This is a genomic window from Bifidobacterium sp. N5G01 (assembly GCF_002742425.1).
In the GTDB taxonomy this organism is placed as follows: Bacteria; Actinomycetota; Actinomycetes; order Actinomycetales; family Bifidobacteriaceae; genus Bifidobacterium; species Bifidobacterium hominis.
This window is the reverse complement of sequence record NZ_NJNP01000003.1, coordinates 177120-192925: the sequence shown is the minus strand read 5'-3', so window position 1 is coordinate 192925 and position 15806 is coordinate 177120. Positions and strand designations below refer to the sequence as shown.

Annotated in this window: 11 protein-coding genes and 1 tRNA gene; 6 read left to right on the top strand and 6 right to left on the bottom strand. The window is 57.7% G+C overall.

All coding sequences use genetic code 11. The features are described from left to right. Positions 1-39: 39 nt before the first annotated feature. A complete protein-coding gene (locus tag CE168_RS06495; RefSeq protein WP_099571618.1) occupies positions 40-2475 on the bottom strand; it encodes a heavy metal translocating P-type ATPase in 2436 nt (811 codons plus the stop codon). A gap of 374 nt (positions 2476-2849) precedes the next feature. After that, complete coding sequence (locus CE168_RS06490; RefSeq protein ID WP_099571617.1) at positions 2850-4865, bottom strand: S1C family serine protease; 2016 nt, start codon at positions 4863-4865, stop codon at positions 2850-2852. Positions 4866-5169: 304 nt separating this feature from the next. Here CE168_RS06490 and tgt point away from each other — a divergent pair, with 304 nt between their 5' ends. Then, positions 5170-6507 (top strand): tRNA guanosine(34) transglycosylase Tgt, encoded by a 1338-nt coding sequence (gene tgt / locus CE168_RS06485; protein ID WP_099571679.1) that lies wholly within the window; start codon positions 5170-5172, stop codon positions 6505-6507. A 280-nt stretch (positions 6508-6787) separates the two neighbouring features. Then, a tRNA-Leu gene (locus CE168_RS06480) sits at positions 6788-6873 on the top strand. A 95-nt stretch (positions 6874-6968) separates the two neighbouring features. On the opposite strand, the gene CE168_RS06475 is transcribed toward CE168_RS06480, so the two are convergent. The 3 genes from CE168_RS06475 to CE168_RS06465 form a co-directional block, all read right to left on the bottom strand. After that, complete coding sequence (locus CE168_RS06475) at positions 6969-7166, bottom strand: winged helix-turn-helix transcriptional regulator (RefSeq protein ID WP_099571616.1); 198 nt, start codon at positions 7164-7166, stop codon at positions 6969-6971. A gap of 42 nt (positions 7167-7208) precedes the next feature. Further along, positions 7209-8192, bottom strand: coding sequence for a DMT family transporter (locus tag CE168_RS06470; RefSeq protein WP_099571615.1), 984 nt, complete (start codon positions 8190-8192; stop codon positions 7209-7211). A 96-nt stretch (positions 8193-8288) separates the two neighbouring features. Then, positions 8289-9359, bottom strand: a complete 1071-nt coding sequence (locus tag CE168_RS06465; RefSeq protein ID WP_180753731.1) for an alpha/beta fold hydrolase — start codon at positions 9357-9359, stop codon at positions 8289-8291. Positions 9360-9547: 188 nt separating this feature from the next. Between CE168_RS06465 and CE168_RS06460 the strand changes: the two genes are divergently transcribed. Together CE168_RS06460 and CE168_RS06455 are read left to right on the top strand one after the other, a co-directional pair. Continuing rightward, positions 9548-10315, top strand: a complete 768-nt coding sequence (locus CE168_RS06460; RefSeq protein ID WP_236824351.1) for a response regulator transcription factor — start codon at positions 9548-9550, stop codon at positions 10313-10315. Positions 10316-10622: 307 nt separating this feature from the next. Next, entirely contained in the window at positions 10623-11570 is a 948-nt protein-coding gene (locus tag CE168_RS06455; RefSeq protein WP_236824350.1) for a sensor histidine kinase, read from the top strand. 323 nt (positions 11571-11893) lie between these two features. Here the strand turns inward: CE168_RS06455 and CE168_RS06450 are convergent, their stop codons facing one another. Beyond that, positions 11894-14341 (bottom strand): S9 family peptidase, encoded by a 2448-nt coding sequence (locus tag CE168_RS06450; RefSeq protein ID WP_099571612.1) that lies wholly within the window; start codon positions 14339-14341, stop codon positions 11894-11896. A gap of 211 nt (positions 14342-14552) precedes the next feature. Here CE168_RS06450 and CE168_RS06445 point away from each other — a divergent pair, with 211 nt between their 5' ends. Continuing rightward, on the top strand, positions 14553-15260 hold the full coding sequence (locus CE168_RS06445) for an FhaA domain-containing protein (protein ID WP_003833618.1): 708 nt from the start codon (positions 14553-14555) through the stop codon (positions 15258-15260). 27 nt (positions 15261-15287) lie between these two features. Next, positions 15288-15803 carry an FHA domain-containing protein FhaB/FipA gene (locus tag CE168_RS06440; protein WP_003833616.1) on the top strand — a complete coding sequence of 172 codons (516 nt, stop codon included), beginning with the start codon at positions 15288-15290 and terminating at the stop codon, positions 15801-15803. Positions 15804-15806 lie beyond the last annotated feature (3 nt).

The window sequence follows — 15806 nt, the reverse complement described above, 5'->3', positions numbered from 1 at the left end:
GCTTCCCCAAAACGCCGCGCATGACACCGCTCCCCGCAATCACGCGGATTCGCCGCGGTCGAAAAGCACAGTGAGCGCCCACAGAATGCTGACCACGTCGATAACCTCCTGCATGAATGCGCCAACGACCACGGGAATCAGGTTGAATGCGGCTGCGACCATGCCGATGATGGCGAGGCTGAGACCGATCAACACCGCCTGAAGCATCACGTTTTTCGTACGGCGTGCGATGGCGATGGCACGCGGCACAGAGGCGATATCATCATTCATGATGACCACTTGCGCGGATTCGGAAGCTGCGGTGGACGTGCCGTCGGTCATGGCCATGCCGATGTCGGCGACTGCAAGTACAGGAGCATCGTTGACGCCGTCGCCGACCATCATGGTGACTTGGCGATTCCTGGATTCGCCAGTTATACGCCGCATGATGCGGGCGGGCATGGACTGGTTTTGATGCGTGGACTCGGTGGCGTTCTTAACAGCGGCAACCTTATCTTCAGGGAACAGCTCAGATTGCACGTCATCGATACCGACCTCATTTGCGATGATGCGAGCGGACGCGGCCTTGTCGCCGGTAAGCATGGACAGCTCCTTGATACCAAGCTCATGCAGACGGGCCAAGGAACGTTTCGCATTCGCACGGGGCACGTCGCGAAGCACGATGCGGGCGGCCAGTTTGCCGTCAATCGCCACGTATGCGGCCATCTCGTCCGGCGCAAGCGGAGCGAACAGCGAGTTTGCGGTTTCGGACTTGCGGACGGGCGTCGTCTGCGCCGCCTCGGCGGAAGGGGTGATGGAGGGGTTTGCGGCCGCAGGCTGCGCATCGTCAGACATTCCGTCTCGTACTCCTAGAGTGTCCGATTCTGAAGAATCGGACAAGCAGCGTTCACTCGGCGCATGCAGCACCGGCATGAATCCGGATTCGTCGGCCGTCGCATACGCAAAACGCCCCACACGCACCCGGTGCCCGTTCACTTCGCCGGAAACACCTTTACCTGAATCCTCCACAATGTTCTTCACCACCGGATAGTCGCGCCCATGCCCAGGCAAATCACGCTCAGCGCATAACCGCTGCCCTGACGCATACCGCGCGTACAAGTCGTCCATGGCCTTGCGCCCGGCCGCCGCAATACCTTTCGACAGAATGTGCACCGAGTAACTTTCCACCACACCGGCCATCATGAGAATATGGTCTTCATTGAACGGCGAACTCGTTCCGAACGGTTTCTCCACGCGCACGACCTGCGGTTGCTTGACGGTAAGCGTGCCGGTTTTATCGAAGAAAATATGCGATACGCGGCCTAGATTTTCCAACACGTCCTGTGCTTTAATCAGGATTCCCGCTTTGGCAAGACGCCCTGTTCCAGCCACATACGCAACCGGCGCGGCAATCAGCAGCGGGCAAGGCGTGGCGAGAACCAGCACCTGCGCGAATCGCAGCGGCAGCCCGGAAACCGCCCATGCAATCCCAGCAATCGCAAGCGAAAGCACGGTAAACGGCACTGCAAGCATATCCGCGGTCTTCACGACAGCGGGGCGCGACTCTTGCGCCGACGAAACCAGCTCGAGAATCTTCTGATACTGCGAATCCTGCGCAAGTTGCGTGGCACGCATGGTCAACGTGGTCGAGCCATTGACTGCGCCAGACATCACGCGAGCGCCCGCATACACTTCACGCGGCACAGGCTCGCCGTTGATGTTGCTTAGATCCAGCGTGGCTACACCCGACAGCAGCTCGCCGTCGACAGGCACCGTTTCGCCAGGCAGCACCAGAATCACGTCGCCAAGCCGCACCTGATCGACGGGGACCGTTTCGAAGCGCTCTCCAGCCGCATCATACGTTTGCGAAGCACCTTTTGTGTCCGATTCTGGAGATTCGGACACATAAGCATGCTTTTCACCGTCTTGGTTGTCCGTTTCTGCAGAATCGGACATTCTGACGGCACGGAATCCGTCGGCTGTCACGTCGGCCGTATGCTCGCTGCCCGTAGCATGCACATGCCCGCGCACTCCCGGCAGCGCAACCACGTGCGCGGTTCGGGGTGCCGCGTCGATCAGTGCGGTCAGGTTGCTTTCGGCCTTCGACTGCGCGAATTCCTCGATCGCCTCGCCGGATGAGATCATCAGCACCACGGCCCAAGCGGCCCAATATTCCTGCACTGCAACCGTCGACGCAATCGCAACGACCGCCAGCAGATCGACGCCAACATGGCCGTTCCGTAGATCGTCGATCATGCCACGCACCGTCACCACAATCGTGTATACGACCAGCGCGATCACTATCCACTGCCCAACACCCGGATTAAACGAGCTCAGCCAACCAAAGCCAGCATGCAAATCGTGAGAAACCCACGCAGCCTCGCCCCACGGCCTCCACTCCCCCAGCAATGCCAACGGAATCGCGGCCAGAATGGTGATCGGCAGTAACGGAACCTGCTTGCACAGTCGCCAGCAAATATCGATGATTCTACGCATGAGAATCTCCTTACGCTCGTATCGGACGCCTTGTTAACCCATCGGCGCCTCGCCCGCGCGAGCCATCGATACACGGCGTAAAAAGATATTTCCAGCGTAGCAAACAATTGCGATTTTCGTGTCGCAATTGCCAAAAAATAGAAAAGCAGGACTGTACGATTGTTCGCACAGTCCTGCTTCTGCTTTTAACTTTTATTGGTTTTCGTTGGTTTTCCGCGGTTTTACCGTTCTCGCGATGACGTTCACAAGACGTTCTTGCGATTAAGCAACTCCAGTTACGTCTTCGCCGTCAGCCTATCGGGTGGTCGCCACCCGTATTGCAGTCCGCCGCAGCCGACCGCAACCTTCCACGGCCAACCGCGGCGGTCTGCGCTTTACCACAGGCCGAACGGGTCGAACAGGCCGCCTCCGTCACCGTAGCCGTTGCTACCGTTGCCGTCGCTCTGTCCATTTCCGTTGCCGCCATTGCCGCCATTGCCGTCGTTACCGTTACCGTAACCGTTGCCATTGTCGTTCTGGCTCTGGCCATCATTGCCGTTGTTCTGCTGGTTCCGGTTGTTGGAGGAGTTCGTCTGGGATTCCTCTTGGTCGAGCGTCACGTCAAGCTCCATGGTGTTGCCGTCGCGCACGACCGTCAATGTCACCTTGTCGTTCATGGCGGAGGCGCGCACGTAGCCGAGCAGCGAATAGTTGTTGTTCACCGCCTTGCCGTTGAACGCCACGATGGAGTCGCCGGCCTTCACTCCGGCCTTGGCCGCCGGGCTGTTGTCGACCACGGACTGCACCTGCGTGCAACCGCGGGTCACGCCGTCCGCCTCGACCGTGGAGCTCTTGATGGTGACGCCGAGCGCCACATGCTGCACGGTGCCGTTGTCGATGATTTCGTTGGCCACGCGCTTTACCAGGTTCGACGGAATGGCGAAGCCGATGCCGATGGATCCGGCTGTGCCGGAAGATGTTGTGGTGGATGCGATGGATGAGTTGATGCCAATCACCTGGCCGGCCGCATTGAAGGTCGGACCGCCGGAATTACCTGGGTTGACGGCCGCGTCAATCTGCACGGCGTTGGTGACGATGTCGTTGTTGTTGTCATCGGACACGGTCACCGGGCGGTTGAGCGCGGAAACGATGCCGACGGTTGCGGTGTCATCGTAGCCGAGCGGATTGCCGATGGCCATCACGGATTCACCCACGGCAAGATTGTCGGAATCGGCAAATTCCGCGGCCTTCAGACTGCTCGGAGGATTGTCGAGCTTGATTACGGCCAGATCGGTGGTGGTGTCAGTGCCGACGATTTGCGCTGAGTAGATGGTGCCGTTGGCAAGCGTCACTTGAATCTGCTTCGCGCCGGAAATCACATGGTTGTTGGTGACGATGTAGCCTTTGTCGCTGATGATTGCACCGGAGCCTTTGGCGCTGCCGTCGCTGGTTGCCACGTCAATGGACACCACAGAATCGGACACTTCTTTCGCCACTGCGCTCCAGTCTGCGGCCTCGCCGGATTTGGCTTTCGCCGAACCAGATCCGGACGTGTTGGATTTCACGCTGGTCAGTGAGCTGGAGGTGGGTACGGTCACCCATCCATTGGTGATTGCCGCGTAGCCGACTCCGAGGCAGAGGACCGCGGAAACAAGTGCCGCCACCACGCCGGTCATCACATGACCGGTCACGCCGGAAGCGAACTTCGGCTTGGCTGCAGCGCCATTTTGCTGCGGGGTACCGAACGGATTACCGTTATTCGGATTCCCAAACGGATTACCGTTATTCGGATTATTCGGCCCGGCCGGCGGCACGTTGGCACCGCCTTGCGCCGTGGGCTTCATGAACGGATTACCGTTATTCGATTGCGCGTTCTGCTGATTGTTCTGCTGATTTCCACCCACATACGGATTTCCGAAGAAAGGATTGCGAGACCGCTGCGACTGCTGCGGAGCCTGCCCGTATGTGCCATATTGCGGCTGCGGAGGCATGTTCGGCGCGTCACTCGCCGTACCGTTCGCAGTGCCGTTCGCGGCTGCGGTGCCATCAGTCGGCTGCGTCGGCACGGGACCGTACGCACCATATTCCGGTGCCGGACGGTACTGCTGGGCCGGCGCATCCTGCGCGGAACCGCCAACCACGGTACGCTCGCCCGCTGCGGAAGCGTAATCCGGAGTATCGCCCGCCACAGTCGCGGATTCCGCCGAAGCGTCGTCGTTCGCAACAGGCATGGCGGCCGTCGGCTGATTCTCAATACCGCTCTGCACGTCAATCGGTTCGGTAGCCGACTCTGCAGCATACGGCTCGCCTGCGTAAGTTTGCGTCTGTTCCGCATCAACCGGCGGCATCGGCACGGTCTGCTGTTCGTCATTCTGCGGCTGCACGGCGTTCTGGTCGTTCTCTTCAGCCATTTTCGCTCCTTATTCGTCTCGCGGCATTTCACAAATCAGCAATCGTGCCGCTCGAACTGCTATCTACGAGTAAAGATACTCGCTCTGGAAGTTTCCTGAATGTTTGTTGAAAGTAGCAACCAAATACGTTCAACATCACCATTGAATCTGAAAATCGCGCCAAAATGCGATCGGCACCTTCATCGCACGTTCCGCATCTTCCTTGTTTTCATTTCACCAATCGCATTCTTTGCAGCACTTTCAGGAATCGCCGTTATCGCATAAAATATTTCGCATGACAAGCCTCATCGAATCATCTACCGACATGGCGCAAGACACGCAAAACGCGGCAACCGCAGTGTCCGAGAATCTCATCGAACATCCGCGTGGAGCGGAACCAGGCAAGCCGGGCCGCCGCGACGCCTTCTATTTCGAGCAGAAAACCCGCCTTCCCGACGCGGCCGACGGCAAGGGACGCGGCGGCGCACGATACGGCCGCACCGGTACCATTCATACCCCCCACGGCGATATTCACACTCCGGCGTTCGTGCCCGTGGCCACGCAGGCCGCAATGAAAGCCGTGCTGCCCGAAACCATGAAGGACCTCGGCGCACAATGCCTGCTGTCCAACGCGTTTCACCTGTATGAACGCCCCGGTGAGCAAGTGCTCGACGAAGCCGGCGGTCTTGCCAAATTCATGAACTGGAACGGTCCGACCTTCACCGATTCCGGCGGTTTCCAAGTGCTTTCGCTCGGCGCGGGCTTCAAGAAAACCCTCGCCATGGATGTGACCGGAATGAAATCAGACGACGTGATCGCCGAAGGTAAAGAGCGCCTCGCGTTCGTAGACGAGGACGGCGTAACGTTCAAATCGCCGCTCAACGGCTCACTGCACCGTTTTTCCGCCGAAATTTCAATGGGAATCCAGCATAAGATCGGTGCCGACATCATGTTTGCGTTCGACGAGCTGACCACACTGATGAACACGCGCGGCTACCAGGAACGTTCCGTGGAACGCACCTACCGTTGGGCGCAGCGTTGCGTTGCCGAGCATAAGAGGCTTACCGAAGAGCGCGTCGGTAAGCCGTATCAGGCGCTGTATGGTGTGGTGCAGGGCGCGAATTATGAGGATTTGCGCAGGCATGCGGCCGAACAGATCGCTTCGCTGGATTTTGACGGCGTTGGCATCGGAGGCGCGATTGAAAAGCGCATTATCGGCGACACTTGCGCTTGGATTTGCGATGCGATGCCGGAAAGCCGGCCACGTCACGTGCTCGGCATCGCTGCCGTCGACGACATTTTCGCATGTGTCGAGAATGGTGGAGACACGTTCGATTGCGTCGCGCCGGCGCGTTGCGGCCGAAATGGCGCGATTTTCACGCGCGACGGACGTTACAACATCAAGCGCGCGCAATTCAAGCATGATTTTGGCCCGCTTGAAGAGGGCTGCGATTGCTACACGTGCACGCATTATTCGCGCGCTTACGTGGATCATGCGTTGCGCGCCCGCGAATTCAACGGTTTCACGCTGGCGACGATCCACAACGAGCACTTCTTCGTCAAACTGCTGGACGACATTCGCGCGTCGATTGACGGCGGATATTTCGACGAATTCCGCGACGAAGCCTTGGCACGCTTCTACGCCAACGGTTCCCGCGGCTAATGCATTTCACGTGGGCTTTCCGCCCAAACGAATGCTGAGCCACACTTCCGCATTCCAAGGCGCCGACGAACAAACCCGTCGGCGTCTTTTTTCATGCATGTCGCACCGCTTGAATTTTCCTACGGAAAATGGCGGAATTTAAGGATGGCTCCGTCGTACGGAAGCTCCCAGAGCTTCCTCCCTCCTCGCGTCGCGCCGCTTGAATTTTCCTACGGAAAATGGCGGCGCGACACGCCGATTTGAGGTTGCGTGGGTTTTGGTGTAGATTAATTCACTGTCTGCGAGCGTGGCGGAATGGTAGACGCGCTGTCTTCAGGTGGCAGTGAGTGTATGCTCGTGGGGGTTCAACTCCCCCCGCTCGCACCATGATGAAAGGCCGGAGCCGAAAGGTTCCGGCCTTTTTCGTTTCCCAAGCGGCAGTAAGGCTCAGCGGCTCCCGACACCTCCAGTGACTGGAAAAATCAGGACTCGTGTTCGTCTCGGTAATGGTTCCCCCATGTCTTCATCGCCTTGATGATCGGACGTAAGCTTTCGCCGACTTCGGTCAGCGAGTATTCGACGTGGTCGTGAACGCGGTCGGCGCTTGGACCGAAGAGACTCTGCCGGCAATCCCGAACACTGCCAAGCATCTGGCCGACGTGGTCGGACGTGCGCACCATAAGTGTCCGATTCTGCAGAATCGGACAGTTTGTAGAGAATGGTTAGCGCACGAGGAAGACCATGATGATGATCATAGCGAAGCCGGTCAGGTCGGTGAAGGTGAACGTTTCGCCAGCCCATGCCACTGCGGTGATGGTGGCCATGACCGGTTCGCTGGTGCCGAGCATGGTGGCACGCACCGCGCCGACGCGCATCACGCCTGCCATGTAGAGCCAGAACGCGAGGAACGTGCCGCATACGATGGTGTAGAGCAGCAGGAGCACGCCTCGCGCGTCCAGTGCGGGAATGTTCGCCCACGGTTGCGCGAACGGGCATAGAATGAGTCCGGACATAAGGAATGTGATGCCGTTGATGGTCATGTTGCCCCATTTGAGCATGAGCATGACCGGCAGGATGGACATGGCCGCGGTGCTCACTGCGTCAACCAGTCCCCATGCGAGCCCCTGCCATGGCAGCGACAGCGAGGCGAAGTTGCCGCCGGTGGCGATGAGGAACGTGCCTGCGAATGCCAGGAGCACGCCGACCAATTCATGCTTGAGAGGCAGTCGTTTGACGCGCAGGCATACCCAGGTGAGCACGAAGACTAGGTTGAGCGTCTGCAATACGGTGGCGGTTCCGGAGTTCGTCCAGTCGATGGTCATCAGGTAGGAGACCTGCACCAGAAGTACGCATATCAGCGTGGTGACCAGATATTTCGGATACGATTTGACGTCTTTGACCGCTCCGGCGAGTTTCTGCGGCGTGGTGATGGCCGATCCGACCAGGAAGATCAGGCTGGCGAATAGCGCGCGCACGCAGGAAAGCCAGACCGGATCCAGCTGGTAGTCGCGCATCAGCAGTTTGGCCACGGTGCTGTTCATGCCCCACATGGCACCGCCCAGCAGTGTCATGCCAGTGCCGATGAACAGACTTTTCGGCGTCTGCTCCAGCACATGTTCCGTTTTTTTCGCGGTTTTTTTCGCAATTTTTTGCGATTCGGAAGTTTTCTGCGATTGCGACGCCTGTCCCGACGTTTGCTTTGCCACGGCCTATCCTCGCTCTCTCCACGGCTTTCACGGCAAATTCACGGCGATTGTAACGCACACGGTGCGCATACTAAACGTCAGTTATGCAAAACAGATTTATTCCGCCAAACTTGCGTTCGGCGCCGCCAAAAAACCGAGGATTTTGTCAAGATATGATTCGAGCACGGCATTCGGCATGGAGAAAATTTCGTGCAATGACTGGCTGTACCACACTTTTTCGATGGAACCGCCACCTTCTCGCACACGTTCAACGAAGTCATCTTGTGGTCCGTTGAGCACCCACACGTCGCGGCCGGCTTGGAATAGCAATACCGGGGCTTCGATGGCTCCGCACATGTCGGGTTTGAGCACGGCTCGGGAAAGCGCCATCGCCTGGTTTGCCCAATCGAAAGTGGCAGCATTGGTCTGGCATGATCTGTCTGTCAAGCGCTGTTTGTGGAACCAGCGGATGCGTGCTTCGGAAGCTCCCTTGTAATCGTCGGGATTGAGGTTTCCGTCGAAATCGGTATGGCCGAACACGCGCGATTTGCCGAAGCCAAGCCCGCAGATCACGCCGACCACAATGCGTGCAATCCACGTTGGCATGCCGACCACCGGCGCAATCATCGGCGCGGACAGTACCGCTTTGTCGAACAATGACGGATAGCGTTCCAGCACGGCCGCGCCGATGCCGCCGCCCATGGAATGGCAGTACAAGTACATTGGGCCATCTCCAGCCACTTCGCGACCCACGGTCTGCGCGAACGTGGCGAAATCGGCCACATACCGGCGCCAATCGTCGATCCATACCAGGCTCGGGTTGCTCATGTCGTGCGTGGAATGGCCATGTCCGCGATGTTCGAACACGCATACGGAATAGCCGGCCAGTAGGAAGTACCACACCATTTCGCTGTATTTGCGTCCGAATTCGGTGAATCCGTGCGAAATCACCACCGCACCGCGGAATACGCCCGATGCGCCGTCTTCACGCAATGTGTCGAATTTGTGCGCGTCGTAGCAGTAGTAATGCAACCGTCCAGAATGCTCCAGCTTAGGTAGCGTATTGCCATCCCAATCAACGACGGCAGGTTCCATCCAGCCCTCCGCCATGCAGTTACGCAGCGCAGGCAGTACCGTTTCGTCCATTTCGGCGTCGTAGCGCGCCTCATCGATGAGCGTGATAGTCATGAATTCCATCTTAGGCGAACAAAGCCAAGACAAAACTAAGCACAAGCATGTGCGCTGTATAACGATGTATCAACAGTGCGTCACGTACTGTATCGCCACCCCGCGCGTCATCCTCGCATACTATGGAAGCATGAAATGTGTTTCACTACTGATGGTGGTGACGTTGTCTCTCACCAGCACACCAGCATATGCGTATGCAACAACTCCCGTTGACGGCAACGACGATATCTCCACTGCCGCGAATCCCAACTGCCCAACATGGCTGCAATGGCTGTGTGGGAAAAGAAAGTGATCGCATAATGACCACGTCGGAAAAGCATCCTAAGATTCATCGCATCGCGTTGGTCGACAATGACCCGCGAGCGCTGGATTCGCTCAGTGCCGTCATTGCCTGCAAAGTGCCGACCGCATATGTGGTGTGGACTGCGACTTCTGGCGATGAGGCGATAGAACGCTGTCAGGACGCGAACAGCAATGTCAGTTTGTTGATTCTTGATATGTCGATGGAGGGTTTGCAGGGGCCTGCTACTTGTCGTCGGTTGCGTTTGATGGGCAAGCATATGCCGATTCTTGGTGCGACGAGTTTTTCCATCAAGAGTTATCGGGACAAGCTGGTGGAGGCTGGTGCGCAGGGTTTGGTTGGTAAGGAGAATGCCGACCAGTTGGCGCAGATTATTATGCGTATGTGCAATGGCGAGGTGATGGAGGGGTTTGAGACGCCTGCGTTGGCTAATTTGCGTATTAGCAGGGAGGCTGAGACTGCGCCTTCGCTCACTGTTCGTGAGGAGCAGATTATTTCTTTGTGTGCGGAGGGCATGCTTGATCGAGAGATTGCCGAGCGTTTGGGGATTTCCGAAGCCACCATCCGCAAGCATATGCAAAGTATTTTAAGGAAACTCAACTGTAAGACTTCGCGTCAGGCAGTGGCATTGTGGGTGAGGTCCAATGCGTTCTAAACCTGCAGCTCAGTACATTACGTGGCGGAATCGTGTGCGCACGTTGCATCCGAATTTGTGGCATCCAATCCGTTTTATCATCATGTTGATCGTGCTCGTATGGACCGTATATGGAGTTTGTTACGAACCGCCTACCGACATATCTGGCGTGGTTTGGATTGCGATGCTGGTTGCAGCGCTCGTGGTATCTCCATTATTCCCAAAAAGCATGTCGGTGGCGATTATTGTGATTGCCTATGCTGGCGATCTGTTTACCTCTTACGCAAGTTCGGGTAATTCTCTTCCCACGCATCTCTACGCTTATGGCATGCTTGCGTACAGTACCAATGTCATTATCGCGGCAGCGCTGTTCACATATTACATTGCTACTATCCTGCTGATTTCGCCTCCTAGCCCAGGCACTAACCCTGTCTCCATGATCAGCATGTATGCCATGGTGCTGCTGCTCGGCAGGGCGTTGAGTTGGAGCGAGAAAACGACGCGGAAGCGTTTTGAAGCGGCGCAAAACAAGAATCGGTTGCAGGAGTTGGAAAGCCGCGCACGCATTGCCGACGCTATTCACGATGCGGTGACGGGCGATTTGTCGGCGGCGGCGTTTGTGGCACAACGGCATGTTGACGGCGTTTCAGGCAGCCCTAGTGTCACTGCCGGAAGCCCTGTCAGCGCAGCCGATGCAGCCGACGCCGAAGACTGGCGTCAGATCAACGAATACATTCTTTTCGCATTGACGAATGTGCATCGCGTTATCGACGAATTGAATATGGATGCCACCGTCCTCCCCGGCGATGCTGACGGCGAAGCGCTGGCCAACCTGCTGCGAGCCACCATGAACGACGGCGACCGACGTTTGCGTAAACTCGGCTTCGAAATCACGTCCATATGGCACTGTGCGGGTGGCAAACCGAGTGCATCGCGGGAGACCGCCGAGCTTGTCAATAATCTGCTGCGTGAAATCTATGCGAATATCGCTCGTCATGCTGCCCCGGGAAGCAAGGTTGATCTTTCGGTGATACTTAGACCGAATGCCATTGAAATCACTCAAATCAATCCCATGAAAGAAGGGATAGCCGGAGCTGACGGGCACGATAACGAACTTCCTGGCGGCCATGGGCTTGCCTCGTTCAAGAAGCAACTTGAATCGCATCAGGGCACGCTCACCGCGTCCGCGCAGGACGGCAGTTGGACGCTTTTCGCGTATATTCCGGTGACTGTCATCGACGATTCGCCGGGATTGTTTGAGCAAGTGCAGGCGTGATCGTGCATATTGCTATTGCAAATCTGACGTGATTCACGTGTTTTCTGATGTGATTCACGTTTCGACTTTGCTTGGCATTCGCCTATTTCTAACGATTTTCGGCTTTTCCAAGCCCAAATTGGGGGGGGGTACACAAATGTGGTACCCTCTCGCTTGCGAAGTCGCTTTCGCCTGTTTTATGTTGGCAATCGAGAAGGGAACGCGTTCGCCCACGACGCTCGGATGCTTGGCAGTCCGTGAGTCGCGGGGGAACGCGTTTTGCTTTTGTTCGTCGCTTTTGCTTGCGATGTTGCAGCCATCATTACAGCGCTATCGGCTCAGCACTACCGTTCCAATGCTTCCGCGAGGAAATCGCGCTGCAGGATCAGCAGATTTTCAGCGACGGTTTCGTCATTGGTCATATGCGTGATGCCGGTCAGCGGCAGAAACGTGTGCTTGCGTCCGGCCGCCATCAGCGCTTGGCTCAGGCGTAGGCTGTGCGCGATCGTCACATTGTCGTCGGCGAATCCGTGAATGAGCATGAGCGGGCGATCAAGCTGAGGCGCGTCGGAGATGATGCTGTTACGTTCATACACGGCCGGATCAAGACCCAAGTAGCGTTCGGTGTAGTGCGTGTCGTACAACGTCCAGTCGGTCGGGGGTGCGCCCGCGCAGGCCGCAGCGAAGGTTTCCGGCGCTTCCAGCACGGCGAGCGCGGAAAGGAATCCGCCGTACGACCAGCCGACCATGGCTACACGGTTGAGGTCGGGTTGCGGGATGGTGGTTTCCGAGGATTCCTTGTTTTCTTGCGCAGCCAGTGTTGCCAACGCTTCCGGTAGCGCACGTACGGCGTCTACTTGGTCTTCGAGCGTCACGGATTTCATGGTTTCGTAGATGGCACGGTCCCATTTCGGCCCGCGTCCGGTGGTGCCGCGTCCGTCGGCGGTGACCACGATGTAGCCTTGGTCGGCCCACCATTGCGCATCCCAGTAGAAGGATTGGTTTTCGACGACTTGCTGGAATCCGGGACCGCCGTAAGGTTTCATGAGTACCGGCAGAGTGTCGGCATGCGCGTATTCGCTGCTAGCCGAAGGGAGCACGATTGCCGTGTACAGGCCACGTTCGCCAAGTCGGGTGAAGTGTACGTTCGGCGTGAATCCGGGGGTTTCGGCATGGTTTTCGATTGGTGAGACCACCATTGACGCCACGTCTGTACCATTTTCGTCGGTTGTGACGACGTTCATGCAATGCTGCATTTGCACAGTTGCATCATCCATGCCGCGTCCGGTCACCACGCAGCCGTTGCCCGCGCGAGACATGGTCCATTGACCGGGCGCGTAGGTGAGGGGTTCCCATGTGCCGTCATAGCGGATCGACACCACGTCGAAGCTGCGGGCGTCATGATCGGCGGCGTTGGACTGCCAGAGGAATGGCAGGCTGTCGTCAGGCAACAGTTCGGGGGTACGTTGTACCACGCAGAGCACGTCGTCGTCGGTCACATTGAGCACTTCGCGCACCTGCAGTCCGGCCGGCGTGAAGGGCACGCCATCGACGGTAAGGCGGTTCGTGTCGGTATCCATGTCGTTCATCGCGCAGATCAGACGTCCGTTCGGCGTGAACGCGGGCGTACCGTGGATCAGGTCGAGCCAGTAGGCGTTGCTGTGTTCTTCGAGCACGCGCGTGCTGCCCGGGCGTTCACCTTCGGCATATTCGGGGATGGCGATGGAGAAGGTTTCGACTTGGTCGCCTTCGTCGTCGGTAAATCCGTTTTCCGCGTCTCGCATGGTGGCGATCGGTTCGCCCACGTGGATGGCGAGTACCTGATCGTGCTGCTGGAGTCGGTCTTGCACGAGGATGATCGGCTCATGCCCGCTCGTCCAGCTGACTGCGGCCAAGTATTCGTAGGTTTCATGATCCCACTGCACCTCATTGGCGATTGCCCCGTAGCAGCAGTTGTCGCTGTCGAAGCCGAGTTCCAGCAGGGTCAGTCGCACGTTGGCATTGGCGGTCAATGCTTGCGGATAGCGGTTGGATCGTGCAGGATTCGCAGGATTGGCTGGGTCTGAAAGATGCCAGATTGGTTCCGGGGATTCGTCGTAGGTTTCGAACAGCACATATTTGGAATCGGGAGACCACCAGAAGCCGTCGTAGCGGTCCATTTCCTCGCCTGCTGCGAATTCCGCCAAGCCGATCTTCCATTCGCCGTCTTGCGGGATTGAAGCGACTACCGAAATCGCGTCTCCGATTTCGCAATCGTCGTCACCGAAAGCCGTGTCGAAAGCGGTATCGGCAAGATCGACATTCACCAGATAGGTGCCGGTGGTGTACATGACATGCTGCCCGTCAGGGCTGATACGCGGATTCAGTACCGGCTTGAGCTCGTCTTCTTCTATGGCGATAGCTCGCGTCACGCCGACTGCGATGTCGGTGAGGAAGAGTTGTCCGTTGATGGTGAAGGTCACGCGGTTGCCACTTGCGTCGATGGAATAGCCGACGATTCCGGAACCACCTTCGCGTGCACGTTCGCGACGCGCCCGTTCCTCAGCGGGAACGTCTTCGGCGTCGGCATCGGCGAGCAGCGTGCGTGGATCAGCAAGCAGCATTTCGCTGGCGTTGCCGTTTTCGTCGATCACGCTCATCCACAGTGAGGTGACGGTGTCTTCCGATCCGTCGGAACGCAGGAACAATGCACGGGAACCGTCTGCAATCACACGCGCGGAACGCGGAGCTCCGCAGGAAAACCGCAGTGTACGAGCTTTTTTACGAGGAAACTGTCGAATCGCATCTGTCATATTTCCAACCTATCACCATTCCATATCTCCTTTCCCACAGACATCCATCGCATAGCATGGAATCGAAATGATGGTGACAAACCCAGAATCATATACCCCCTAGATGGTATGAAGACCGAAATATTGAATGAAATTTTTGCAATTAAAGGGCTTACGAATTGGCGCTCGGCGCTCTACCGCGTAGGATGGGTGAGGATAGAAAGGGACAAGCATGAGTGTTCTCGACCGATTTGAGAAGAGCGTGGAAGGCGCCGTCAACGGGGTTTTCGCCAAGTTCGGGTCCAAGGACCTGCAGCCCGTCGACCTTTCCAGCGCGCTGGAACGTGAGATTGATAAAGAGGCCATGCCCGTCACGCGAGACCGTACCGTGGCGCCGAACGAGTACCGTTTCAAGCTCAGCACACCGGATTTCAACAACATCGTCGATTGGGGTGCCGAGGCGCTAGCCAACGAGCTGGCCGACAACCTCACCCAGTATGCGAAGGACCAGCATTACGCATTCGTAGGCCCGGTCGTGGTGATCTTCGAAGAGGACCTCGACTTGACCAAGAGCAACTTCAAGCTGACGAGCGAATCCGTGCAAGGCAACACCGTGCCCGTCACCACCGAGGCGCAAACCGAGGATTGCCCGATGCTGGAGATCGGCGAGCACCAGTATCTGCTTACGGAAAGCAAGACCATCATCGGCCGCGGATCCGACTGCGACATCGTGATTGACGATCCGGGCATCTCCCGCCGCCATATGGAGATTGACGTCACCGACAATGGCAGCACCGTCATCGCGCGCGATCTGGGCTCCACCAACGGCATGTATGTCGAAGGCCACCATGTCGAGGCGGCCACGCTGCTCGACGGCAACACCATCACCATCGGCCGCACCCGAATCCTGTATTGGGCCTCTTCGCAGGATCAGGAGTAACCAACCCCAATCTCGGGAGTTGCCTCTATGCTCACTGAACTTACTTTCGCGATCCTCAAGTACGGCTTCCTCGTACTGCTTTGGATCTTCGTAGCCTGCACGGTGCGTTCGCTGTACAGGGATGTGGAAACGCTCAGCCCGCGCAAGTCGCGGGCTCATCGCCGTAAGGAGCGTCGCGCGCGCAAGGCCGTCGAAGCGCCAGCGCCCGTGGCCGCCCTCGCGCCGGCGGTCGGCGCTACATCAAGTGCCAAACCTACCTTGCTGGTCATCATCGATGGCCCTCTTGCCGGCAGTTCCGTCCCCCTGACCGGCAACACCATCACGCTTGGCCGTTCCGCATCGAACACCGTGGTCTTGGATGATGAATTCGTCTCATCCCACCATGCGCGCGTCTACACGGATCCCGCCACCGGCAAATGGGCCGTCGAAGATCTGGGTTCCACCAACGGCACTGTGGTCAACCAGCAGCGTCTGAACGCGCCGATGATTCTCGGAACACGCATTCCCGTACGCATTGGCGCAACCACCTTCGAATTGAGGTGACCT

Bases quoted from the DNA above. Each gene is read 5' to 3' on its own strand.
- CE168_RS06495 (WP_099571618.1), bottom strand. From the start codon at position 2,475: ATGCGTAGAATCATCGATATTTGCTGGCGACTGTGCAAGCAGGTTCCG.
- CE168_RS06490 (WP_099571617.1), bottom strand. From the start codon at position 4,865: ATGGCTGAAGAGAACGACCAGAACGCCGTGCAGCCGCAGAATGACGAA.
- tgt (WP_099571679.1), top strand. From the start codon at position 5,170: ATGGCGCAAGACACGCAAAACGCGGCAACCGCAGTGTCCGAGAATCTC.
- CE168_RS06475 (WP_099571616.1), bottom strand. From the start codon at position 7,166: ATGGTGCGCACGTCCGACCACGTCGGCCAGATGCTTGGCAGTGTTCGG.
- CE168_RS06465 (WP_180753731.1), bottom strand. From the start codon at position 9,359: ATGACTATCACGCTCATCGATGAGGCGCGCTACGACGCCGAAATGGAC.
- CE168_RS06460 (WP_236824351.1), top strand. From the start codon at position 9,548: ATGCGTATGCAACAACTCCCGTTGACGGCAACGACGATATCTCCACTG.
- CE168_RS06455 (WP_236824350.1), top strand. From the start codon at position 10,623: ATGCTTGCGTACAGTACCAATGTCATTATCGCGGCAGCGCTGTTCACA.
- CE168_RS06450 (WP_099571612.1), bottom strand. From the start codon at position 14,341: ATGACAGATGCGATTCGACAGTTTCCTCGTAAAAAAGCTCGTACACTG.
- CE168_RS06445 (WP_003833618.1), top strand. From the start codon at position 14,553: ATGAGTGTTCTCGACCGATTTGAGAAGAGCGTGGAAGGCGCCGTCAAC.
- CE168_RS06440 (WP_003833616.1), top strand. From the start codon at position 15,288: ATGCTCACTGAACTTACTTTCGCGATCCTCAAGTACGGCTTCCTCGTA.